Genomic DNA, 20182 nt, shown 5'->3' with positions numbered 1-20182 from the left:
CCCGCCATTGTTAATCCTGTCCACCACCTGCAGCAGTGCCCGTTCCTATAAGCCGAGCCGCGGCTTCACTTACTGGCATGTCGATCACCGTGATTCCGCTTGCCGCAAGGAAACGCGCTTCGTTTCTGGTCAGCGTTTCCGCGTCCATTACCGCGCAATGTGGACCTCGGGAGCGCTTCATGATCTGCCTGGCGTAGGTGCGCAGCATCTGATCGTTGAAGCGGCAGCCAACGAAGAAAAATCCACGGGTGACGCGCCCTTCCTTCACCACGTCTGGGATCGGTGTCTGGATATCGATTTCGGTCAGGACTTCGACATAGTCGGAATCTGCGACGAGAAAGTTTTGCGCCGGCCTAATACTCCCGTGAGGTGTATAGAGAACCGTCTTTGCCCCCGATCGGGGGTCGAGTTCCCTCCCGGACAGATCGTAGGTTTTCGTCCAAATGTCCCGGATTTCGTTCGCCCGCGTGACGCCTTGTATCTCAACGACGTCCGTTCGGCCGGTCTCTACGAGAGCCGTGCGCATCGCGCCGTCGTACCAGCTGTCGACGATGAGGGAGAGCGGCAGCCTTGCGAGCCAGGCGTGGAGGAGGGTCGGCGCCACCGGCGCTGCGAATATGTCGGTCATCCAAGCTTGAAGCGTCCGGCGATGCCGGCGCTGTTCGATGAACTGCGCAACCGACCACATATTGGTGCGGATCCTGGAAGGGGCTGGCGCCCGTGCATTGAGTGCCGCGGCAACGACCTCGGGCGTATGCGGCACAGGCGGTTCCGCACAGTTGAACCCAAGAAGACCCGGACCGAGATAGGGGATCACCTGATCGGCGGCGAGCGCTTCCTTCGCCAGGTCAAGCAGCTTTTCGGCAAAACTGTCCCGCACGATGACCAGGTGGCCCGATGTCAGGATCGTGTTCATGCTCGTTTCCTCGCGACGCACCTTATGAACGGGCAGCATCAGTCCTCTTCGGAAACCTTCCTTGCCTCGACGGTGATCGGCAGACGCGTATCCCGTGGAAGATCGGGTAGGAGGAGCCGCCACCCGTTCCTGAGCGTCACAGTTCCGCCCCACAACTCTTCCTTCTCAAGCTTGATGATCGGCTCTTCGAGGTCCTTTTTGGGGACATACGCCGACAAGCCAGCATCGGTCCTGCGGATCATGACTTTCATCTGGCCGTCCCTTCATTGGTATTGTTTTCAGCACTGCAGGGCGCCTCGGCCTTGTCGAGGCTCATCAGTTCACGCGCTCGCATGCCGACGACGGTGCCACGGTCGATCCATTCGACCGCATAGATGAAGAACTGCTGGAGAAAGGTGCCAATGTCGCGCACATATCCCTCGTCGCCCTTCCGCACGAGATTTTCGCCGATCTCCCTGCCAGGATAGGTGCCGTCATTTTTTATGTGGCGAGTGGCACGTACCCGCTCTCCCGGTATGAATCGTGGAGGCCTGCGGATTTCGACCTCCTCTTCGCGTCCGAGCGACATGTCCGTTCCCTGATTTCTCTTGAGGCTGCAGATTGTGAACAAAGGCGTTCCAGGCCTCCTGCGAAGGCATCCCCGACCATGTCGGCAGCCCAATGTTCGTCACGCAGGAACGCAGGTCTTCGGCACCGGGCATACCGAGGCACATTGCTGCGCATCGAAGACCCCCTCGCACTCGGTGCACTTTTGCGGCTCGATCACATAGCTCTCGCCTTTGAACTTGATCGCGCCGGAGGGACACTCGAATTCGCAGGCGCCGCATTGGGTGCATTGGGATGCGATGATCTTGAAAGCCATTTTAACTCCTGGTCCGAATGGATGAGACGCGCTCAGGCCGTCGCCGCGAGTGCGGGGGTCCCAGACGCGGCCGCGTAAATCGCGCTGATTGCGGTCTCGATATAGTCGTGGGCATATGCGTCGGTGGCTTGGATTCCAGCGTCGGCGAGCTGATCCTGCGGGCAGTTTCCGATCTTGGCGCACAGCACGACATCTATGCCCTCAAGCGCAGCGATGACGCCATCGAGGGCGGCTTCTCCGCCCCAGCCGCCGAGACAATACTGCTCGACCTTGCGATGCCCGACAAAACTGATCCCTCTCGGCGAGGCTTGATAAACCTGGAATTCCTTCGCATGGCCGAAATGTTCATTGACGCGGCCGCCGCCCTTGGTCGCCACCGCGAAGAGAAGGGACTTGCCGGGGCTCGCTGCCTTGACCAATCCGATCGCTTCTCTCCTAGCCGCCACGTGATCACGGCGCTCCTCCGCGACCAGCTCCCGATAGGCCTTGCGATTGCTGGCATCGTAGGTGACCTCGCCGGGAATTCGGTCGACTGTGAATTCCTGGCCACGATCCTCTCCGAGCAGGCCGACGGCATCTGCCCGGCACTGCCGGCAGTGGCGCATCAACTGGGCGCCGCCTTCGACACGATCCTGAAGAGCCTTCATCTCCATTGCGTTTGGGCCGCGTTGCCCGCTCAGTCCGTAGTGCGTGCCGTGCGCCGGGTCCGAAATCAGCGGCATGAGGTTGTGCAGGAACGCGCCTCGCTCCTTGACCCATCTATTCACCTCGATCAGATGCTCATCGTTCACGCCGGGGATCATCACCGAATTGATTTTGGTGAGGATGCCGCGCGCGGTCAGCATCTCCAGGCCCAACATCTGCCGCTCGTGCAGGATCCGGGCGGCTTCGATGCCGACGTAGCGGCGATGGTCGTAAAAGATCCAAGGATAGATCTTTGCACCGACCTCAGGGTCGACCATGTTGATGGTGATCGTCACGTGATCGACATTCATGTCGGCAAGCTCATCGACATGGTCCGGCAGCGCGAGCCCATTCGTGGAGATGCAAAACTTGATGTCTGGGATTTCCCTGGCGACTCGTTCGAACGTTGCCTTCGTCTTCTTCCAGTCGTAACAGGCATCGCCAGGTCCGGCGATGCCGAGCACGGAAAGCTGCGGCACCTCGTTGGCGACCGCGATCACCTTGCGTAGCGCCTGGTCGGGCGTCAGCTTTTCGGAGACCACCCCAGGCCGGCTTTCGTTGGCGCAGTTATATTTGCGATTGCAGTAGTTGCACTGGATATTGCAGCCGGGCGCGACCGCGACGTGCATGCGCGCGAAATAGTGATGCGCCTCTTCTGAAAAGCAGGGGTGATCCTTGATCTTCTCCCAGATAGCCGGATCCGTGTCGTCCGGCTTTATCGACGAGCCGCAGGACGAAGACGCGCAGCCACCGGCTTTCACGGTGGCAAGCAACTGGTCACCGAATGTCGTGCTGAGGCTCTCAAGCGAAATTGCCGGTGCGGACATCGAACGGCTCCGTTGCTGGGTGAATGTCGCAGTTCAAACCGCAAGAGCTATGCCAGCTCAAAGAGCGGTTTTGGTTCACGAATTGGCTTTCGTGTCGGATTCCGTCGGATTACTCCGACACACCTTTGTCGGGCTTCCGACAGTGGACAAGCAAATCGGGTCGCGAAGGCTACCAGCCTTGGGCGCGAAGGGTGTGAGGGAGACTACTCCGGGCTTACGTTTGACGTCATCACGACGTCTAGAATTTCTTCACCTCGATACCATGCCGGCGCAGCGCGTAGCCGATTTGCCGCGGCGTGAGGCCGAGGATACGAGCCGCCCTGGCCTGAACCCAACCGGCCTTGTCCATCGCGTCGATCAGCCGGTCGCGTTCCGTCAGACGCGGGGGACAAGCGGGATCGTTTGGATCGCCGGCCGCAAGGGGAGATACGTTGCCTGCGGAGGCACCGATGCGACTGGCCGGCAGCCGCAATCCGACCGGCACTGCGTTGACCCGTGCGAGATCGTCGATGGTATTGCCGCCATTCGAGCGGTCGACTCGCTTCCAGAGGAGCCAGGAAAGGCACTGGCTCTTCTTACAGGCGAAATCGGATGGCGTGATCGTCCTTGAACGCGCAAGTGTGGCCGTCCTTTGGACGCAGTTCTCCAGCTCGCGGACGTTACCAGGGAAGTAGCATTGCGAGATCAGGTCAAGCGCCGACGGCGCGAAGGCGAGTGCGCGATCGTTCTCCTTGTTGAATCGATTGAGGAAGGCGTTCGCAAGGCGTGGAATATCGCCGGGTCGCTCTCTGAGCGGAGGCAGGATAATTGGCACCACATTGATGCGGTAATAAAGGTCGGCCCTGAACTCCCCTTTTATGACGGCCGTCTCGAGGTCCTTGTTGGTGGCGCATATGAGGCGCACGTCGACCTGTAGCGTTTTGGTGCCGCCGACTCGCTCCAACTCGCCTTCCTGCAAGACACGCAACAGCTTGGCTTGAAAGGCCGGCGAAATCTCGCCGATTTCATCAAGTAGCAGCGTTCCCTCATTTGCCAATTCAAAACGACCGGCGCGCTGGGAGATAGCACCCGTGAAAGCGCCCTTTTCATGCCCAAACAGTTCTGACTCCAGAACGCTTTCAGACAGTGCGGCGCAGTTCAATTTGACGAAAGACTTCTTCCTCCGACGTGAGAGCTTATGGATGGCTTGCGCAAAGAATTCCTTGCCGGTGCCGCTTTCACCCCGCAGAAGCACGGTGGAATTGGTCCCTGCTACGACCGAGACGGTTTCGAGCACCTGCTTGAGTGCGGGGCTTTCCCCGATGATCCCGTCGATTTTGGCATCCGCATGCCGGGCAGGGTCGTAGGTTCTCCCCTCGTTGGGCGATTTCTCCGGTCTCCATTGCTCAGGGACACACCTTTGACGATCTGTACTCAGGGTGCGATGGAGACGGATGGTCCGGCCGACAAGGTTGGCGACCATCGTCAGGAAGTATGTGTCCTCGTCGTCGCGAAAGTCGGTGGCGCCGTCTCCGGCGCGGTCGATCGACAATGTCCCAAGGATCTTATGATCAGCCTTTAGCGGGATGCCGATAAAGGCAATTGGGATGGTGCCGCTGCTCGAAGACGTTTGAAGGTCAGCCTGAAATAGTTGGGACTTGCGGACGTCCGGTATTAAGAGCGGCGTCCCCGTAGCGACGATTTGATCTGTTACGGCCTGTGGTATGACGCGGCGAGTGCCTGATTGAGGTGCGTGGGTATTGCCGGCAGTTGCGGCAATCTCCGGCTCTCCTTCAGCGTCCAGGACGATGATTGCTCCGTGACGCATCTGCAGAAACGAAGGCAGGATGTTCACGACGTTGGCGAGCGTAATCTCCAGCTCGCTGGGGGCGGTCAGCACCTTCGATATCTCGTAGAGTCCCCTGAGCGCGATATCTGCTTGGGGCATGCTTTTGATGGGCGGTTCAGGGCGGGTATCCCGAGGTGCTACCTCGTCGCCCCGATCTTGCGGTACGTGAGCCATGGAAACACCTCAGGGGTTGTCGTCCAGAGTGCTCCTCCTTTTGTATCTGGGTCTGAATTCTGAAAGCACAGTATTCACGAGCTTCTCTTCGTTGCGAGGCGATTCCAGCAAAGATAGACTTGGCCTTGGTCCCGACCTCAGGTGTACCAAGATTGACCCTGTTGATACGGTGCGTGCCTCGGTCATCCGAATTTGAAGAGGACTCCGAAGCCGCCGCGTGGATAGTTCCACTCGATCTCGCCACTGGTCTCGCACAAAATCCGGCAGGTGCCGCACTCCATGCAGCCGTCGGCGGTGATCTCCACTTGACCTTTGTCGTTCAACTCATAACATTTCGCCGGGCAGACGTGGGTCAGCGCGAGCAAGTTCGCGCTTGGCCTCTCGTGCGGTAGCACTTTGATATGCGGACGGCCGGAATCCACCAAGTAGCGGTTCTGGTAAAGCTTGTCCTCGACACGTGACTTCGTCAGTGCGATCGTCATTTCGTCTCCCCTCAGCGCCACGCCAATGCAAGGCGGACCGCGTCGCTGACCAGCCCCCAGCGCGAGCGCGCCTTGATGAAGGCCGCCGTGGTCGCCTTTTCCTTCTCGATCTTCGGCGTGCCGTCGACACGCATGAAATTCTGCGCGGCTTGCGACATCAACCGCGGATAAGTCGTGAAGTAATTGCAGGAATTGGTGTGGAGCAAGGCCGGCATGTCTTTGTATTTCCTTAGGTCCTTGACCACGAAGGACTTGTCCAGCATGGCTTTGTAAAGGGCGAGATTCCGTTTGGTCATAGGACCGTTGCGGCTCTTGACCTCGATGATTGCCTCAGCCGCGATGCGGCCGGAGGTCATGGCGAGGTTCGAACCCTCGCGGTGAATGGCGTTGTTCAGTTGCGCGGCATCGCCGACCACGACCCAACCGTCGCCAAAGAGCTGCGGAATAGCCTTGTAGCCGCCTTCGGGAATGAGATGCGCGGAATATTCTTTCACTTCCGAGCCGGCGATCAGCGGCCGGATCGAAGGATGGCTTTTTAAGGCGTCGAGGAGGACGTAAGGGCTCTCGGCCATCGCGGCGAAATCGGAGACGAGGCAGCCAATGCCCAGTGAGATCGACTCCTTGTTGGTGTAGAGGAAGCCGAGCCCGGCCATGCTGCGGGAGGTCGTGCCCACCGCCTCGATCACGCAGCCTTCATCGCCTTTGAGGCCGAACCGCTGCTCAATGACCTCTTCGGGCAGGAAATGCATTTCCTTGACGGCGAGCGCCACGGTTTGCGGCTTCGGCATCTCGCGCAGGCCGGCCCGCGTGCCAAGGAGTCCGCAGACACCTTCTGCGAGGACGACCACGTCCGCGTAAATGGCTCCGCCGGCCCGGTCTGTGCGGACGCCGATCACCCTGTCCTTGGCGTCACGGATGAGTTCCGTCACGGTCGTCTCGCAAAGAACCGTCGCGCCGGCCTCGCGCACCTTACGCGAAAACCATTTGTCGAACTGGGCACGAATGATCGTGTAGCGGTTGGGCTTCGCCTCATTGAAGTCGTCCGACCGATAGTGAATCCCGGTATGGGATGTGTCGTCCATCACCCAAAGCCGCTGTTCAACCAAATGCCGCTCGAGAGGCGCATCGTCCCGGAAGTCCGGGATGATCTTCTCCAGCATGTTCGCGTACATGATGGCACCCTGGACATTCTTGGACCCCGGATATTCACCCCGCTCCAACTGCAGCACCTTCAGGCCGTGGCTGGCCATGGTGTAAGCAGCTGCGTTTCCGGACATGCCGGCCCCAATAACAATGGCGTCGAATTGTTCCTCAATCATATCCATCCCTTAGCTCGCAAGCTTATCGCGACTGTGGGGCGACAGCCGCCGGGTGAAGGCTTCCGTCAGTGCGGGCAGGAAGCGGATCGCGTCGGTGACGATCCCGAGGTGAGCGAAATCGAAAATCGGCGCGTTCGGGTCGGTGTTGATGGCCACGATGAGATCCGCCCCCTCGACGCCAACCCGGTGCTGGATGGCGCCGGAAATCCCGGCCGCTATGTAAAGCTTCGGCCGGATGGTCTTGCCAGTTTGGCCGATCTGCCGATCAGCTGGCATCCAGCTCTTCTGGACCAACGGGCGCGAACAGCCGTGCTCGGCGCCAATTGCTCGCGCGAGATTCTTCACAAGCTGCAGGTTCTCCGCCGCGCCTAGACCGAGGCCTCCCGCAACCACGACATCGGCATAGGCAAGATTTGCCTTTGCCGACTGACTATCCGGCAGGAAGCCCAGCACTTTGGTAACGATCTCGTCCTCGGCTACCGACAGCTTGTGCCGGATGACACGCCCGACCGGATTATCCGCCCGCTGCGGCATGGGCATGACCCTCGGTCGCACTGTCGCCATCTGCGGCCGGAAATTGAGCGTATAGATCGTGCACAACAAGGAACCGCCGAAAGTCGGACGGGTGGCGGCGAGCGAACCGTCGGTATCCACATCAAGTTCGGTGCAGTCGGCCGTGAGCCCTGTCTGCAAGGTCGTCGCCACGGAGCCGGCAAGATCCCTGCCGAGTGTGGTGGCACCGAGAAGAAGGATCTCGGGTTTGTGGGTATCGACCAGATCCGTCATCGCCTTGGTGAAAGGCTCGTTCCTATAGTCGGCGAGCAGCGGCTCCTCGACGATGTAGACAAGGTCGGCGCCATAAGCGAACGCTTCGGCAACGGCGTTCCCGATGGCCTCTCCCGGCGGTCCAAGCGCGACGCCCGCAAGCTGGACCTGAAGCTTGTCTGCTAACTTGCGGCCTTCGCCGAGCAGTTCGAATGATACGGGATGGACCTGGCCGCGTTCGAGCTCGATGAAAACCCAAACGTGCCGGTAGTCCTTGAAATGCGCGGGCAGCTCCTTCTTTATGCCGGCACGGCCGGCGGCAGGGCGAGGGGTTTCTCGGTTCGCGTTCGCCATCGTCTGATCCTTGCCCTCTCACGCGCCGCCGTTGAAGGCGAGCTCATGTTCCAATGCCGGCTGGCGGGTGAAGATTGCCGTGATGAGTTCGTCAGCGACATCGCGCAAGGCCATCTCGGCGGTGTCGATTTTTGCCGCCTTTTCCGCCCGCGCAGGAGGGGCGAAAACGCGCTTGACGACGGTCGGTGAACCGCGCAGGCCGCATTTGGTGAGATCCTCAATGCCGGCGTCGGCGGCACTCCATTTCAAGACCTGGCTGCGCGCGGCGCACAGGGCGTCCTGGATCGAGCCCCGGCGGATCTCGTTTGTGCCTTCCAGCATAGTGATGAGGCAAGGGAGCCTGCTCTTCAGCATCTGTGTGCCGCCTTCGGAGCGGCGCTCGACCTTGATCTCGCGTGCAGCAAGGTCAATAGAGGCGATCTTCGCGACATAGGTCAGTTGCAGGAGTCCGAGGCGCTTGGCGATGCCGGGCCCGACCTGGGCGGTGTCGCCATCGATCGTCTGCTTGCCGGTGAAGACGAGGTCTGGCGTGCCGAACGTCTCGCCAACTTTTGCGATTGCCTGGGAAAGGGCGAACGAGGTCGCCAGCGTGTCGGAGCCGGCAAAATAGCGGTCGGTCAAGAGCACCGCTCGGTCGGCGCCGTAGCCGAGCGCCTTGCGCAGCGCGTCCTCTGCCATGGGCGGACCCATAGTGAGCACGGTGACTTCGCCACCATAGGCGTCGCGCAGTTTGAGAGCTTCTTCGAGGGCGAACAGGTCGTAAGGGTTGATGATAGTCGGAACACCCTGGCGCATGATCGTGTTCGTCACCGGATGGACCCTTATCTGTGCCGAGTCCGGCACCTGCTTGATGCAGATTACGATGTGCATTGGCGGTTTCTCCAGGCTCCTGTCCGGATGCGGGCTTGGCGGTTTATCTCCTTGGTTTGCATCATTCGTGCCAACTGTTTTGGGCTGCCCCCTATCCCTAGAACTTCGCTTGGTTGCTTCCGAGGGCGCCGTGGTGATGACGGATTTGTCGGCTTCTCGACATTGTCGCGTCGCAACCCGTGTCGCGGTCATTCCTGTCCGAACCGCTTCAGTACGGAGTCGAACGGGACAAAGGTGCGGCCCGGCGTGGCAGGTTTGTTCGGATCGTGGTCTTTGAGCACCTTGAAGACCCGATGCGAGAGCGGCGAGGAAATCGCGAAGTCTTCGTAAGCGCGTTCGAGCGTCGCGCGCACCCGCGCGGCAATCACCTGGTCGGGCAGACCGGAGAAATCTTCTTCGGCAAGGTATTGGCCCACGCGCTTCATGATATGGAGCCGCGAGACATTCAGCACCTTCGGATCATAGGAGACGCCAAGGACTGCGAAGAACTCCTCCGCAGCCGACAGGCGCTTCAGTCGTGCGAGGATGTCGGTGACATCGATAGGGCGGCTGTCAGCGGAACAATTCATTGCATTCTCCCTGGTCGGAAAACTGTGGTGTCGGTGCGCTCGCGCACGGCTGACCTGGACCCGCACAGCTCCGCGAGGGATGCCTCGCTGCACATTCCATCGTAGAGCTCGACCAGTTGAGTTGCAGTGACGGTCGATTTGGTCTCGGTCGCCTCGCGCCGGGCGCGGGCCACCATCGCGGCTGCCAGATCCGGGTCGAGATCGCGGCCGCTTTCGCTCAGCACATGGGCAATCGCAGTGGCGCCGGAATGCTTGCCGATGACGATACGCCGGCAGCGGCCCACGAGAGCCGGATCGAGCCCCTGATAAGTACGCGAGTCCTTCAGCAGCCCTGCGACGTGAATGCCGGATTCGTGCGTGAAAACATCGGCGCCGACGACCGGTTTAATGGCCGCGGTCTGCCGGCGGGCGGCCCAAGCCACCTGGGCGGCGAGGTCGGGCAATGCGGTCAGCTCGATGCCGGTATCCGCGTCGTCGAGGACCGCCATCGCGGCGGCCACCTCTTCCAGCGCGGCATTGCCCGCACGCTCGCCGAGCCCCAGGACGGTGACGGACGCATGGCGCGCGCCTGCGCGGATCGCGGCCAGCGTGTTGGCGGCAGCAAGTCCGAGATCGTTGTGCGCATGAAATTCAAGCTCGATTGGAGACTGCGGCACGAGCTGGGCGACAAGTTCGAAGGTCGAAAACGGGTCGAGAACGCCGACTGTGTCGGCTAGCCTGACGCGGCTTGCGCCGGCGCGTGCAGCCGTCTCGATGACGCGGGCGAGATGATCCCGATTGGCCCGCGAGGCGTCCTCGCAGCCCACCGCGACGAAGAAGCCGGCGGCGGCTGCGCGCCTGACCATACGTTCGATGACCTGGAGCGCTCCCGCCTTATCGAGGCCGAGCTTGGCGGCAAGTTGGATGTCCGACGCAGGCAGCGATAGATTGATGGCGTGGACGCCGCTCTCGATCGCTGCATCGAGATCCAGCGACGTCATCCGGCACCAGGCCATGAGCCGAACCGGGAGACACCGCGCGACCACGGCGCGAATTGTTTCGATCTCGTCGGCGCCCATGACCGGCGTGCCGATCTCGATCTCTGTGACGCCGGCCGCCGCAAGAGACTCGGCGATCTCCAGCTTTTCCGTCGTGGTAAAGGCGACGCCGGGCGCCTGCTCGCCATCGCGCAAGGTCGTATCGTTGAGAAAGACATGACGGGTCATGAACGGTAGCCGGTTCTGCTGCCGCTCAGGCATAGACCGGATTGACCGTCTTCGGAGCTTCGGTTACCCGGCCCAGAACTGGGAAAGCCACGCAGCTTCTCCACGATTGCCGGCATGACCTCGAGCACCCGGTCGACGTCCGCTTCGCCGTTGTCCCGCGCCAAGGAGAAGCGGACTGCCGCGTGTGGCGTTTTCATCGCGCTCAGGACATGGCTCGGTTCCAGAGAGCCGGAGGTGCAGGCAGAGCCGGAGGAACACGCGATGCCCACGCGGCTGAGGAGGAGTGGAATTCCATCACTTTCGACATCTTCGAAGGAGATGTTTGCGGTGTTGGGCAACCGTTCCAGGGGATCACCGGTGACACAGGTGCTTGGGATGCGCTGAAGAATCCCGTCCTCTAAACGGTCGCGGAGCGACTTTACCCGTGTGGTCTCGTCGTCCATGAATTTCAAGGCGAGTTCGGCCGCCATGCCGAGCCCGACTATGCCGGGCGTATTCTCGGTGCCAGCACGCCGGTTGTGTTCTTGGTGGCCCCCCTTGATCAGCGAGTGGAAATTGACGCCACGTTTTACGAAAAGCGCGCCGATCCCTTTCGGCCCGTGCAGCTTGTGGCCGGAGAGCGACAGCATGTCGATTGCGGTCGACTTCAGGTCCATCGGAAGCTTGCCGACCGTCTGCACAGCATCGGTATGGAAAAGGGCGCCCACTTCCTTGGCCAACTCGGCAAGCCTGGCCACGGGAAAGATCACACCAGTCTCATTGTTCGCCCACATTATCGAGACGATTGCCACCTGTGGGGTGAGGGCGGCCATATAGGCGTCGAGGTCGAGCCGGCCACGGCAATCCACCGGGATCCTGTGCACCTTGACGCGGCGGGTCTTCTCAAGATGCGCGCAGAGCGTCAGCACGGCGGGATGCTCGACCGCGGACGTCACGATTTCGGTTCGGTTGGGCGCCGCCTCGAGCGCCGAAAGAAGCGCTGCATTGTCGCTTTCTGTCCCACCCGAGGTGAAGGTGATCTCATCGTCGAACTCCGCGCCGATCAGAGCTTGCAACTGCCTCCGCGCCTTTCTCACCGCCGCACTGACTGAGGCGCCAAGAGCGTGCGCCGACGAAGGGTTGCCGAATTGATCCCTAAAGAACGGCAACATCGCTTGCACGACCTCAGGATCGACCCGTGTGGTTGCGTTGTTGTCGAGGTAGACAGGTTTCATGTGCGATCCTCAGTTGACCGGAATGACGCGAGCGCGCGACCGCCTCATTGAGCCTCTGGCGTATGCCGTTGATGATGATGGGCCCGAACTGGCAGCCGGCGCGGACGCCCGAGAGTTTGACGTAGACCGGATCGGCGTCGGCATGGCCAAGTCCGCAGTCGCCGCCGTCAGCCCGCAGGTAAGGACGCCCGAACACGACAACGTTATCGATAAGCCGAATTTGGCGCAGCGGCGCGATTTGGCCGCCAGCAGCTTGGGTGCCACCAGGAACCGAACTGTTTCGGGAGGCGACGTTCTTTGCATCCTACCTGAAGCGATTGCCGGTCCCAAGATCGGCTTCGACCTTGCCTTGTTCTTGAGGACAGGGACATCTGTTGTGCCGGCCATATAAGCCTCCTCTGCCGCAAATGAGTCCGTCGGCGGCAATCGCTTCATGGACCCGCACAGGCGCTTCGGGCGATCAACTGAAGGACTTGCCGCAGCCGCACTTCTCGCGCGCGTTGGGGTTATCGAAGACAAAGCCGGAAGATTCGAGCCCGGTGAGGAAGTCGACGGTCATGCCGGCGACATGCGGTTGGGAGCCCGCGTCCACGAACAGCTTGATCCCATCTGTCTCGGTGATCGCGTCGCCCTCGCGCGACACGCTCTCCAGGCCCATTAAGTATTTGAAGCCGGCGCAGCCGCCGGCCTGGACCATGATGCGAAAGCCTTCCGCCGGCTCGCTGGCGCGGGAAAGAGCAGTCTTGATGGCGGCAACAGCGTTGTCGGTGAGCGTAATCATGGCTCCATTCTCCTCAGTCCGGGACCTGCTTGCGCATCACGTTGCATGCACCGTGCCAAAGCGAAAAAATGTTTCAACACAGCGCGGCATCTCTGACCCTGCGGTGGTTCTTGTGAGTCCATTGCTGCGAAGGTGTCGGCCAACCGACACGTACTGTCGGGTTTGTCGGGTCCGCCACGCGGGATGTTGGGCCTGAGTTGTTGGCTGAACTCACATTAAACCAATGACCATTACAGAAGACTCCTTCTGGGCTTGCTTCGGCGCAATTGGCACAGTTTTTGAAGCTCCACTGGCGAGGCGGCAAGAGACTGCCGATCCACAATCGTGTCGTGGGTGCCCTCGCGATCGATGCGGCGAAGCAAGGGAGCAACATGTCAGGACTGGGTCAGACACGCTTTGTTTGGCGAAGCAGCGCCGCCCGTGGCATCCGAATGACCGATTGGCCGATTGCGACAACACCCACAATCGCTCACCACCGCCCGGTGGCCACCGACCGGCTCGATGAGATTCCATCGGCATGTGCCTGCACGTGTCACTCGGGTCTCGCCGCTCCGATAGCACCCCCGGTTTTCGCGCGGGTGCGACGACGTGCGCACGCTGTCCAGCGACACTTTGTTCACGGGCCAGCAGCAGATCAGGGTCGAGCATTTCGGCGCGCCTTATCGGCTGAAGATTCCCGGGCAGTGCAGCTGATCCTCACACGTAGGTGGAAGCAGGGGTAAGACATGGACCAGCGCGAGAAACCATCGCCGGACGAAATCCGGCGGGCGTGCGAAGACAATCCGAAAATCCGGGAGCATGATCTCGCCGCTCGATTGGGCATTTCGGAAGCCGAATTGGTCGCGGCGCATTGTGGTCACGGCGCGGTGCGCATCGAGCCGCGCGTCGATGATCTGCTGACCGGCCTCGAAGCGGTCGGCGAGGTGATGGCGGTCACCCGCAACCAAAGTGCCGTGCACCAAAAGATTGGCGTGTACGACAAAGTGGTCACCGGCAACCCGCATGCCATGGTGCTCGGCGACGAGATCGACCTGCGCATCTTCCCGAAAGCGTGGGCGTATGGCTTCGCCGTCGAGAAGCGCGAGGGAGCCGAGATCCGCCGCAGCCTGCAATTCTTTGATGCCACCGGCGAGGCGATGCACAAAGTACATCTCAGGCCCGCCTCGAACCTGCACGCCTATCAGAATCTGGCGGCAGAGCTCGTATCCTCCGACCAGGAGCCGATCATATCGGTCGAGGCGAGCGGGGCGCGCGATAACGCAGTGAGTCCAGACCAAGCCGCCACGGTCGACGACCTACGCGAGCACTGGAGCCGGCTGAGCGACGTGCATCAGTTCTACCATATGTTGAAAACACTGAAGCTCAGCCGCTGCCAGGCGATGCGTATGGCCGACGAGGATTACGCCTGGCTGCTCGACAATGATGCCGTTGGCGCCCTGTTCCAACAGGCGACCGAAGACGAGATGCCGATCATGTGCTTTGTCGGCAATCGTGGTTGCATCCAGATCCATTCCGGCCCGATCAAGTCGGTCAAGCAGATCGGGCCGCGGATCAATGTGCTAGACGAGACCTTCCATCTGCATCTTAGGACCCATCACATCCGCGAGGTCTGGGCCGTGCGCAAGCCGACGAGGGACGGTCACGTCACGTCCGTTGAAGCCTATGGCGCCGACGGCAAGATGATCATCCAGTTCTTCGGCACGCGCAAGGAAGGCGAACGCGAGCGCAGCGACTGGCGGTTTCTGGCCGAGAGTCTGCCACGCGTTCCCGGTCCGACCGACAGGGATGTGTAGAGCCGGCAGGCCCGTAGGATTGAACCGGCCGCCATAGGGCTCGGCGCCACGTTCCGACAGCGGCTCGCGAGGAAATATAGGTCCATGTGCGATAGAGCTTGCCGTGTTAGCGCATACGCACGGTCAGGTGTGCACGCCGGAATTGACCGCATCGATACAGTCAGGCTCGTCGCCGGCCGGATCGCTGCGCACGAGTGCATCGCTCGTCTGACCGGAAATCCTTGCAGCGGCTACAACAACGCATATGCCATCAGCGCCGAACCGAAGCGGAAGCGCGGCCGGGTCTTGTCGGACCGCACCCGAACCTTGCGCTGGATCGCGTCGTTGCTCAATCCGGGCCGTGCGAGCGATCTCCTCGCTCGTCGACCGGAAGGCTGTGCAGCAGCAGCCAAGCCGAACAGCCCGATGTCGCGGACTCGACAAAACCGACCACGGATGTCGGTTGTCGGACGTTGTCCTAAGAATGATGGACAGGTGATCATCAGCGGCGGGCCTAGTGCAGGCTGGCATTGCTTGGTGCAGCGCCATGGGTACGCCTATCCGGCACGCGACTTGCTTCGACAATTTGATCAGCAGGGCATCAGCAGTGCGTCACGGAGCTCAGAGGTGATTGACCAGCCTCTCAACCCTAACGGGGATAAGCGGCGGCTTTGCTTCATGCCCGCAGCGCGGCGGAGATGCCCCTTCTGATCGACTTCGCAACCGATCTCATCCGCGCTGGTGCAGGTGGGCTGTATCAGGCGACAGAATCTAGAAGGCGCCCGACAAGAGACGTGCCCATGCTGGAAATCGACTTTATGAACAGCGGTGCAATCTCAATCGAGCCATGAACGCCAATGTAGAGAAAACAAAATGGCGACCAACCCCGTTCCAGATCATGTCCCGCCCGAAATGGTGAGGGACTTCAGCCTGTTTACATCGCCAGGGATGCCACCAACACCCAACGGGGATCCACACGCAGCTGTCGCTTGCGTACATGACGGGCCTCCGATCTTTTACTCCCGCTACAACACGCAAGATGGCCGGGGTACCTGGGTCATCACCCGTGCCGCGGACCAGCGGAAGGTGCTGCAGGACGCAGAGACTTTTTCCAGCGATCGCAGCATCTTCTCCTCCATACTGGGTGAAAACTGGCCGACGATCCCGCTTGAGCTCGATCCACCGGCCCATGGCGTCTTTCGCTCACTGCTCAATCCGCTGCTTTCGCCAAAGCGGGTGTTGGCTTTGGAACCGGCTGTCCGCGAACGGGCGGTCGAGCTGATCGAAAGGATCGCCGCGTCGGGCACAAGCTGCGACGTGATGAAGGATTTTGCCTTTCCTTTCGCGGTGAGCACCTTTCTTCGCTTTCTGGGGTTGCCCGATGACCGACTCGATACATTCGTCGGCTGGGGGAAAGATCTGCTCCACGGCGACGATAAGGAACGACCTGTGGCTGCCCGGACGATCGTGGCATTCATCGACGAACTTGCAGCCATGCGCCGCCAGGAGGCGGTTGACGATTTCATGAGCTTTATCGTGCAGGCACGGGTCGAGGGCCGCCGGCTGACGGACACCCAAGTCCGCGGCATCGGCGTGCTTGTCTTCGTCGCTGGGCTCGACACGGTCGCAGCAGCTATAGGCTTTGACTTGGCGTACCTCGCGCGCAACCTCAAAGATCAGCAATTGCTGCGGAGCGAACCGGACCGCATCCCGCTCGCAACCGAAGAATTGCTGCGGGCCTATCCGCCCATTCAGTTGATCCGCGTGGCTACGAAAGATATCGACTTCGAAGGCGCGCCGATCCGGAAGGGGGACTATGTTTCCTGCGCCACGATGATTGCCAATCGTGACCCGGCGGAATTCGAATGCCCCAACACAATCGATTTGGAGCGGGAGGACAACCGCCACGCAGCGTTTGGCTATGGTCCCCACCGTTGCCTTGGCTCACACCTTGCCCGGCGGGAGATTGTCATTGGCCTGGAGGAGTGGTTGGCGCGCATCCCGGCTTTCAGGATCAAGCAGGGTACGGCACCGATAACTTCTGGCGGCCATGTGTTCGGGATCGAAAATTTGATCCTGGACTGGTCTTAGGCCCGCCCCGACCCGGGGCACAGACAATGGAGGCAGCGCAATGCGCATCATCGTCCAAAAGGCCAAATGCCAGGGTCACGCGCGATGCGCGGCGCAAGCGCCGGACATCTTCAAGCTTGATGACGAGGGCTACATCCTGCCCGGTGACATTGAAGTTGCGGAAGGGGAGGAACTGCCTGCATCGCGGGGCGCGCGATCCTGTCCTGAACGTGCGCTGGAACTCACCCGCTGCGCGCTTTGAGGACTCATTCAACCGAGAGTCTGGCGGGCTTGAACCATGTGGCCGCATTCAGCACGCGACCTCTGTCCCGCACGGTTCACGTCCAACTCTGCAGGGGCATTTCCGGCGCCAGTGTTCCCCGTGAGGCGCAAACGGCAGGGCAGGGGTTCGCGAACACCTCTTCCAATCACAGAATTTGCGTCAGAGCCGACGGACCAGACGAGAATTGCCGAACTACTCGACGCGAGGCGACCCGGAGTGCCATACCGAAGAACTGCCCGACCCATGTTGCGGCAGGCCGGGTCTCTGCATGATTTGATAGGACGAAACCAGGAGAACGCACCATATTTGCCCAACATTATGCCCGGCTCAGCACCGGCCAATGGCCGCACATCGAGCTGGAGAGGAGGTTCGACCAGCATGTGCTTGCCTGTGTGCTTTCACGTGCGCTCGAGGAGATCGAGGCCGGCGAGGCGACGGCGACGGAGGCAACCGGACTTTCGCGCGCCGAGTTGCGCGATGTCCTGGTCCGCTGTTTCCCTGCTTTTCCTATCAACGCGTTTGCCTTGAAAGAGGTGAGCGAGCCCGAGCCGGATCTGGAAGAAGAACTTCTGCATGGACTGCTGCTGGCGCATGCCCGACATGGCGACCCGGCGAGCGCCCGCTTCGCCAAGATCATCGCCCGGCGTGCGATGCGCAATGACCACCTCTGGCAGGACCTTGGCCTTTTTAATCGAACCGACCTCGGCCGCCTGCTCGCCTCGCATTTTCCGACGCTGGCGGCCGGCAACACCCAAAACATGAAATGGAAAAAATACTTTTACCGAAAGCTCTGCGAGGCCGAAGGTTTTTCGCTGTGCAGCGCCCCCAGTTGCCGGGACTGCAATGATTTCGAAAGCTGCTTCGGCCCGGATGAAGGCGAAAGCCGCCTCACACGGACCAAGGACAACGCCTAGGATTGAGAGCCGCTTGCGTCAGTCGTACAGCGTCAGCGCTCGCGCCGCGCCATATGTCTGTTGTCAAATCTCGACGGACGCCATCGTTGAGACGGCCATTTCGGCAGCGATAGCCCTCTTTTCGGCCTCCTGGGCAAGATGACTGGCCGCGACCTGCGAATGGCCCCTGCGGCAAGCAAGGCGCCATAAATAACTGCGCCCAGCAGAACCAGTCGGCAAGAACGAACGGAACTGGCCACGTGGACGGGTATATCGAAGCGTCCATTGTTGACGTCAGCATTATACCTGGTAACGCCAGACTTCGACCGATTTTCAGCGGGCCGATAAGAAAGGCGCTCGAAGAGAAGGCGACTTTCGACCTGAACCGGAAATTGCAAAGCTGCAAGCCCAGTTGGAGCAGCAGTTGGCCCGGTTGAAGGATGCAGAAAAGTTGGCGATCAAGCTCAAGACTAATTCTGTTGGCCTCAAACGAATCAACGTCGCCGACGAAGCAATCGAGGTCGTAGCCGGTTTCACAGGACGGCGGACATTGGGGTCGGCAGTCTAGTCCCAGCCAAATAGGGCGCGCGCTTCTGCTACTGCGCAAACGCCTCTGGAGTCGATTTTATCAGCTCGTTGGCGTGATCTTCAGTTCCTTCGCCACAAAGCCCGGCGGAGAAGAGTATGCTGCCTGGCCTATTCATTCGCCCAAGCCCGCTTGCCACGGCAGCTATCGTGGTCATTTTTACATCAGACGATCGTCTCGTGAGCAGTGGACCGCAGAGTTGCGAAGACGCAGTTGCCCTTTGCTTCTACTGTGCATAGAAGCCATTTGTGCGGGCAGAGGTACAAAATCTGGGTGCGGTGCTGTGGGAATAAAATTCGAAAAGCTAAATAAACTGCGAGAGTCACTGCTAGAGGCAAATCACGATTTCCGCGCCAGCACCCAATTGTTCAATAGCTTGGATGTCGCGAAAATTGATCGCGAAATGGATCTTGGAGATCGCGGAAAGCAGCGGGGCGAGGCGAACCAACCTCCGAAGGCGGCCAAGAATTTCGACGACGTTGAGCATGCAGTCATCGAGAGGGTCGAGGACGAAAAAAAGGCGGCACACCACACCCTCGAGGATAGCCTGCAGCTTCTCTCCGGACGTTTGGCGGGCCTCGACTTTGAAGAGCAATTTGGTCTGATCCGTCAGGCGAACGCCGCCAGTGTTTCTGATTTCAAGGCCTCGATCGCGGTAGGCCTGGACGAACTTCACGGATTGCGAAAATCGCTCAACGACGCGGAGAAGGAGCACGCCTGGTTCAAACAGAAGCACGGGCTTGTCCGCGCCGTTAGGATTCAGCACGGAGCAGCCTACGTTTTCCGAATTTCCTTGCTGATTTTCCTGTTTCTGATTGAAACGGCGATGAACGGAAATTTCCTTGCCAAGGGAAATGAACAGGGATTTTTTGGCGGACTCCTCGAAGCCGCCGCGTTCTCGTTTTTGAACATCGGCGCCGCTCTGCTTTTCGCAATATTCTGTGCACGCCTGGTGACTCACAGATCGTTTTTCGTGAAGGTGATCGGCGCGTTGTCGATAGTGGCATACATCGGCTTGGCATTGACCATAAACCTAGCGCTTGCACATTACCGCGAGGTCAGCGGGTCCTTTGTGAACGGAGCCGGTGTCGAGGTTGTGCGCAGCATGCTCGCCAATCCGGCCGGCCTTATGGATGTGAAATCCTGGCTTCTGTTCGGCATCGGTCTCATGTTTTCGATTTTTGCATTTATCGACGGCTGGTTCGTTCTCGACCCATACCCAGGCTATGCGGGTGTCGAAAACAGATTGGTCGCTCGCAGGGAAGACTACATCGAGCGCAAGAGCGAGCTCATCGAGGCTCTGCAAGAGGTGCGCGATGAGCACAACGAGAAGGTGGAGGACATCGTCAAGCGGCTGGGGAGCAGACGCAGGGAGCATCGGGCGATCATCGATCATCGGTCGAGGCTGCTGACGCTCTTTGTGCAGCATCAAGACCAGCTGGAGCGAGCCTGCAACCAGCTTCTCGCAAAGTACAGGGAGGCCAATATCCAGGCCCGCACAGAGCCAGCGCCAAAACATTTTGCCACGCCCTACAGACTCGAGCGCATAAAACCCCTGATATCGTCCGACGATGAATGGAGCGAGAAGGACCTGGGCGCCTCAATTCGTGACGCGCAGGAAGAACTCAACGCTCAGGTGCGGCTCATCGGGCTGGAATGCGAGCGGGGGATCGAACAGTACCGAGATCTCGACAAGCTTCATCCGGACAGCGTGAATGGCTAGGCGGG

General features: G+C 60.3%; 21 protein-coding genes. 6 read left to right on the top strand and 15 right to left on the bottom strand.

The features are described from left to right. Positions 1-10: 10 nt before the first annotated feature. From NKI24_RS28000 to NKI24_RS27930, 15 genes are all read right to left on the bottom strand, one after another. Positions 11-916 carry an SIR2 family NAD-dependent protein deacylase gene (locus tag NKI24_RS28000; protein WP_352749974.1) on the bottom strand — a complete coding sequence of 302 codons (906 nt, stop codon included), beginning with the start codon at positions 914-916 and terminating at the stop codon, positions 11-13. A gap of 38 nt (positions 917-954) precedes the next feature. After that, positions 955-1167 carry a putative nitrogen fixation protein NifT gene (gene nifT / locus NKI24_RS27995; protein ID WP_023678250.1) on the bottom strand — a complete coding sequence of 71 codons (213 nt, stop codon included), beginning with the start codon at positions 1165-1167 and terminating at the stop codon, positions 955-957. Continuing rightward, the gene (locus tag NKI24_RS27990; RefSeq protein ID WP_352639920.1) at positions 1164-1484 is read right to left on the bottom strand and encodes a nitrogen fixation protein NifZ; all 321 of its coding nucleotides are present in this window, start codon (positions 1482-1484) and stop codon (positions 1164-1166) included. Before NKI24_RS27990 ends, nifT begins: the two co-directional genes overlap by 4 nt. Before the next feature lie 99 nt (positions 1485-1583). Then, the gene (locus NKI24_RS36035; protein ID WP_023678248.1) at positions 1584-1778 is read right to left on the bottom strand and encodes a 4Fe-4S dicluster domain-containing protein; all 195 of its coding nucleotides are present in this window, start codon (positions 1776-1778) and stop codon (positions 1584-1586) included. Between the two features lie 32 nt (positions 1779-1810). Then, entirely contained in the window at positions 1811-3289 is a 1479-nt protein-coding gene (gene nifB / locus NKI24_RS27980; RefSeq protein WP_352749971.1) for a nitrogenase cofactor biosynthesis protein NifB, read from the bottom strand. Positions 3290-3527: 238 nt separating this feature from the next. Then, complete coding sequence (nifA, locus tag NKI24_RS27975; protein ID WP_352749969.1) at positions 3528-5291, bottom strand: nif-specific transcriptional activator NifA; 1764 nt, start codon at positions 5289-5291, stop codon at positions 3528-3530. Positions 5292-5473: 182 nt separating this feature from the next. Continuing rightward, entirely contained in the window at positions 5474-5773 is a 300-nt protein-coding gene (locus NKI24_RS27970) for a ferredoxin family protein (RefSeq protein WP_352749967.1), read from the bottom strand. Positions 5774-5784: 11 nt separating this feature from the next. Then, positions 5785-7092 carry an FAD-binding protein gene (locus tag NKI24_RS27965; RefSeq protein WP_352692296.1) on the bottom strand — a complete coding sequence of 436 codons (1308 nt, stop codon included), beginning with the start codon at positions 7090-7092 and terminating at the stop codon, positions 5785-5787. A 9-nt stretch (positions 7093-7101) separates the two neighbouring features. Further along, positions 7102-8211: an electron transfer flavoprotein subunit alpha/FixB family protein gene (locus NKI24_RS27960; protein ID WP_352692222.1), complete on the bottom strand. Its 1110-nt coding sequence runs from the start codon at positions 8209-8211 to the stop codon at positions 7102-7104. A gap of 18 nt (positions 8212-8229) precedes the next feature. Beyond that, positions 8230-9081 carry an electron transfer flavoprotein subunit beta/FixA family protein gene (locus NKI24_RS27955; protein ID WP_352480508.1) on the bottom strand — a complete coding sequence of 284 codons (852 nt, stop codon included), beginning with the start codon at positions 9079-9081 and terminating at the stop codon, positions 8230-8232. A 188-nt stretch (positions 9082-9269) separates the two neighbouring features. Then, positions 9270-9650 carry a nitrogenase stabilizing/protective protein NifW gene (gene nifW / locus NKI24_RS27950; RefSeq protein WP_352480507.1) on the bottom strand — a complete coding sequence of 127 codons (381 nt, stop codon included), beginning with the start codon at positions 9648-9650 and terminating at the stop codon, positions 9270-9272. Then, positions 9647-10855 carry a homocitrate synthase gene (nifV, locus tag NKI24_RS27945; protein WP_352749964.1) on the bottom strand — a complete coding sequence of 403 codons (1209 nt, stop codon included), beginning with the start codon at positions 10853-10855 and terminating at the stop codon, positions 9647-9649. Before nifV ends, nifW begins: the two co-directional genes overlap by 4 nt. Further along, positions 10852-12069, bottom strand: coding sequence for a cysteine desulfurase NifS (nifS, locus tag NKI24_RS27940; protein ID WP_352516050.1), 1218 nt, complete (start codon positions 12067-12069; stop codon positions 10852-10854). The genes nifV and nifS overlap by 4 nt, the downstream gene beginning before the upstream one ends. Beyond that, entirely contained in the window at positions 12020-12265 is a 246-nt protein-coding gene (locus tag NKI24_RS27935) for a NifU family protein (RefSeq protein WP_352480504.1), read from the bottom strand. The genes nifS and NKI24_RS27935 overlap by 50 nt, the downstream gene beginning before the upstream one ends. Before the next feature lie 264 nt (positions 12266-12529). Beyond that, positions 12530-12850 (bottom strand): HesB/IscA family protein, encoded by a 321-nt coding sequence (locus tag NKI24_RS27930; RefSeq protein ID WP_023678237.1) that lies wholly within the window; start codon positions 12848-12850, stop codon positions 12530-12532. A 588-nt stretch (positions 12851-13438) separates the two neighbouring features. Here NKI24_RS27930 and hemP point away from each other — a divergent pair. The 6 genes from hemP to NKI24_RS27900 all read left to right on the top strand — a co-directional run bounded on the left by hemP (position 13439) and on the right by NKI24_RS27900 (position 20177). Further along, positions 13439-13543 (top strand): hemin uptake protein HemP, encoded by a 105-nt coding sequence (hemP, locus tag NKI24_RS27925; RefSeq protein WP_352480503.1) that lies wholly within the window; start codon positions 13439-13441, stop codon positions 13541-13543. A gap of 32 nt (positions 13544-13575) precedes the next feature. Then, complete coding sequence (locus NKI24_RS27920; protein WP_352749961.1) at positions 13576-14643, top strand: hemin-degrading factor; 1068 nt, start codon at positions 13576-13578, stop codon at positions 14641-14643. A gap of 852 nt (positions 14644-15495) precedes the next feature. Then, positions 15496-16713: a cytochrome P450 gene (locus NKI24_RS27915; RefSeq protein WP_352749959.1), complete on the top strand. Its 1218-nt coding sequence runs from the start codon at positions 15496-15498 to the stop codon at positions 16711-16713. A gap of 40 nt (positions 16714-16753) precedes the next feature. Beyond that, a complete protein-coding gene (locus NKI24_RS27910; protein ID WP_352491466.1) occupies positions 16754-16954 on the top strand; it encodes a ferredoxin in 201 nt (66 codons plus the stop codon). A 323-nt stretch (positions 16955-17277) separates the two neighbouring features. After that, on the top strand, positions 17278-17889 hold the full coding sequence (locus NKI24_RS27905; RefSeq protein WP_352491520.1) for a nitrogen fixation protein NifQ: 612 nt from the start codon (positions 17278-17280) through the stop codon (positions 17887-17889). Between the two features lie 854 nt (positions 17890-18743). After that, complete coding sequence (locus tag NKI24_RS27900) at positions 18744-20177, top strand: hypothetical protein (protein WP_352516062.1); 1434 nt, start codon at positions 18744-18746, stop codon at positions 20175-20177. Positions 20178-20182: the final 5 nt, after the last annotated feature.

It is taken from the genome of Mesorhizobium sp. M0701, from assembly GCF_040320365.1.
Lineage (GTDB): Bacteria > Pseudomonadota > Alphaproteobacteria > Rhizobiales > Rhizobiaceae > Mesorhizobium.
The sequence above is the reverse complement of the archived record's forward strand: the minus strand, read 5'-3'. Positions and strand labels throughout refer to the sequence as shown.